Origin of the sequence: Corallococcus llansteffanensis, assembly GCF_003612055.1 — a bacterium.
GTDB classification, from domain to species: domain Bacteria; phylum Myxococcota; class Myxococcia; order Myxococcales; family Myxococcaceae; genus Corallococcus; species Corallococcus llansteffanensis.
Window position 1 is genome coordinate 1 of record NZ_RAWB01000807.1, and the last position, 3,434, is coordinate 3,434.

Below are 3,434 nucleotides of genomic sequence, written 5' to 3' on the forward strand. Positions count from 1 at the left end.
ACCCGAGGGCGCGGCAAAGGGGTGGGGGGCGGGACCTTCCCCGGGTGTTCCGGCGTACAGTGGATGGACGGGGTGAGTGCATGACGGTTCGCATCCAGCGTCGGCGGTGGGTCGCCGGCGGGCTTGGCGTATTGCTCGTAGGGGGAGGCCTGGCCGTGGCCGCGTCCGGGCGGTGTCTCTCCGCCTGGGTGTTCCAGGGCGTGGAGGTTCCCCAGTGCCCGGACGGCGCGTTCCGCCAGACGGCGGGGGTGTCCGCCCAGGGCCTGGCGCGAGGCGCCTCCGGCACCGTGGCGGTCTGGGCGGAGGCGAACGCGGTGGACGAACACGGCAACGCCCTGCGGGCGCTCGTGGGCCGGGGCACCGCGGCGCTGGTCCTGGTGGACGCGGCCGGCAAGGAGACGCCCCTGCCCGTGGACGAGCAGGCCCGCTGGGAGCGCCTGGACAACGGCGCGCAGACCGCGCCGGTGACGCTGCCCCAGGTGCCGGACGGCGACTACCGGCTGCGCGCGCGCGTCACCACGCCGCTGGGCAGCGACACGGTGGAGGCGGCCCTGCCGCTGTACGCGCCGGCGCGGGTGCGGGTGCTGACGGACCGTCCCCTCTACGAGCCCGGGCACCGGGTGCGCTTCCGCGCGGTGGCGCTGCGCGCGAAGGACCTGTCGCCGCTCGACGGGCGGCCGGGGACCTGGAAGGTGATGGACCCTACCGGAGAGGTGGTGCTGGAGGAGCGCGCCCCCGCGGGCCCCTGGGGCGTGGTGGCCGGGGACCTTCCGCTGGACCGGGGCGCGACCACGGGCGAGTGGACGGTGGCGTGGACCAGCGGCGGCGCGTCCGGCGAGGCGCGCTTCACGGTGGAGCCCTTCAGCCTGCCGCGCCTGCGGCTGGAGGCCCAGAGCCCGAAGCCCTTCTGGCGCGCGAACGAGACGCCGGAGGTGACGGGCCAGGTGTCGTACGCGTCCGGCGCGCCGGTGGCGGACGCGGACGTGGCGCTCGCGTGGAGTCATGCGGGCGCGTGGCCGCCTCCGCCGGAGTGGCTCAAGGGCGAGCTTCCCCAGAAGGTCCGCACGGACGCGGCGGGCCGCTTCCGGGTGACGCTGCCGCGCGTGCCCGCGGACCTGCGCGGACAGGTCACGCTGAGCGCTCGCCTGGAGGCGAAGGACGCCACGGGAGAGCCGGTGCGGGGCGCGGTGTCGCTGCTGCTGTCCGAGGACGCGCTCGCCGTGTCCTCGGTGACGGAGCTGGAGGATGGGCTCGTCGCGGGCTTCAGCAACCGCGTGTACCTGCGCGCCACCACCGCCGCGGGCCGGGTGCTGCCAGGCGCGGAGGTGACGGTGACGCGCGCGTGGGACCCGGCGGATCCGGGCGTGCGCGCGGTGGCGGACGAGGACGGCGTGGCCGCCTTCCAGTTGGACCCTGGCCCCGCGGTGAACGTGGTGGTGCCGCCGCTGCCCGTGCGCGTGATGCCGCGCCCGCCGCCCGTGAGGCTGGCGTCGGCGCGAGACCTGTTGAACGAACAGGAAGAGCAGGCGTCGCTCGGGGATCAGCTCGCGCTGGAGCGCCTGCTGCCGGGCCTGCACCCCTGCGCGCGCTTCGTCTCCCCGTCCATGGGGTCCGCCACGGTGGCGCTCGCGGCGCGGGTGGCCCCGTCGGGGCAGGTGCTGGACGTGGCCGGCTCCGAGGATGGATTGGGCGCGTGCGTGGCGGCGGTGCTGCGCGGGCGCGCGCTGCCGTCCGGCAGGGAGCGGATGCTCGCGCTCCAGTTCTACGTCACGGATCCCGGACTGCCCCTGCTGGAGCTGGAGCCGCAAGCGGCCTCCGGTGACCCGCAGGCCGTGATTGAAGCCCTGGCCGGCCCCGCGCTGGATGCACGCGCGTGCCTGTCGCCCACCCTGTCGGAGGCCCTGGACGTGCCCGTCACGCTGGCCTGGCGACAGGGGGTCGGGCAGCGGGACGTGGCGGTGTCGTGGGTTTCCCGGCCATCGCAGGGCCCGGCGCTTTCCGCGACGGCGCTCGCGTGCGTGAAGGCGCGCTTCGCCCGGATCCGCGTGTCGGCGCCCGCATTGGCATTGGAGGAGTCGGAGGCCTCGGAGGACGGCTCGCCGCAAGGGTCCTCCATGGGCGTGGTGCGCTTCACCCTGGAGCCGTCGGTGGAGCCGGGGCAGGCCCGTCAGGCCCAGGCCACCACGTTCCTCGGGTACGAGCTGAAGGTGCGGGCGAAGTGGGACGGCCAGGACGCGGGAGAGACGAAGTGGGTGGTGCGCCCCGCGCGGCTGCCGGCCCTGCGCCTGCGGGCGACGCCGGTGCTGGCGAAGGCCGGGGAGTCCGTGAAGGTGGAGCTGCTGCGCGGCCCGGACTTCCAGGGCGAGCTGCCCCGGACGCTGGTGCTGGTGGCGGGGCAGGCGCGGCTGAAGGAGGTGCTGGACCCGGCCACGCGCTCGGCGCGCTTCACGCTGCCCCCGGACTTCGAGGGCTGGGCCCAGGTGGAGGGCGTGGAAGCGCAGGCGCGGGTGTACGTGGCGCCGCGCGCGAAGCTGTCGGTGGAGGTGTCGCCGGACAAGCCCGCGTACGCGCCCGGAGAGCTGGCGCACCTCCAGGTCCACACGGTGGTGGATGGCAAGGACGGGGCGGCGGCGGTGGGCCTCTTCGGCGTGGATGAGACGCTGTCGCAGCTCGCGCCGCTGCCGGGCGCGGACGCGCTGGATGGCCTGCGGCCCTCGCCCACGGTGTCCACACCGGCCTTCGGGGTGCTGGACGGACAGGCGCTGGCGATGGGGCGGATCCGCGGCGCGAACGCGGCGGCGGCGGCGCTCCTGCGGGTGACCCAGGTGCCGCCGCCGGAGGAGCTGGAGACGCGGGTGTCGGCGAGCGGGACCACGCCCTTCTTGCCGGACGCGGAGCTGACGGAGCCCTTCTACGCGGTGCTGACGGAGCTGCACGCGCAGACGCGCAAGTGGGAGGAGACGGCGCCCGCGGGCGAGACGTTGGATCCAGCGGGCCTGGCCCGGCTGTGGACGGCGTCGCTCGCCGCGTGTGAGCAGCGGGGGGAGAAGGTGACGGATGCGTTCGGCCGCAAGCTGCGGCTGTCGCGCCTGCCGGCGGACCTGCTGGCGCTGACGGATCCCCGCGCGGTGGTGGTGAGTGGAACGCGGTTGCCGGAAGACGTCGTGAACTGGGGCGCATGGGTCGCCCGGGAGGCGCCATGAGCTCGCGCGCGATGAAGGTCGGGGCCGCTGGCCTCGTGGTGGGCTTCGTGATGGGCGTGTGGGCCGTGGCGATGATGCGCAACGGCGAGACCGCCGCCTACGCGCTCGCGGGTGAGCCGATGCCTGTCGCGACCATGGCTCCTCCGATGATGGACGGGGCGCTCCAGGAGGCACCGCCGCAGATGGCGAAGCGCAAGAGCATGAAGTCCTTCGGCGCGGAGGGGCTGGGCG

Annotated in this window: 2 protein-coding genes; both read left to right on the forward strand. The window is 75.3% G+C overall.

Annotated elements, in window-relative coordinates; genetic code table 11:
• Positions 1–155 precede the first annotated feature (155 nt).
• Complete coding sequence (locus tag D7V93_RS40500; protein ID WP_341870996.1) at positions 156–3,203, forward strand: MG2 domain-containing protein; 3,048 nt, start codon at positions 156–158, stop codon at positions 3,201–3,203.
• Positions 3,200–3,434 (forward strand): hypothetical protein (locus D7V93_RS40505; protein WP_147451605.1); only part of this gene is annotated, 235 nt, incomplete at its 3' end. The genes D7V93_RS40500 and D7V93_RS40505, both read left to right, overlap by 4 nt.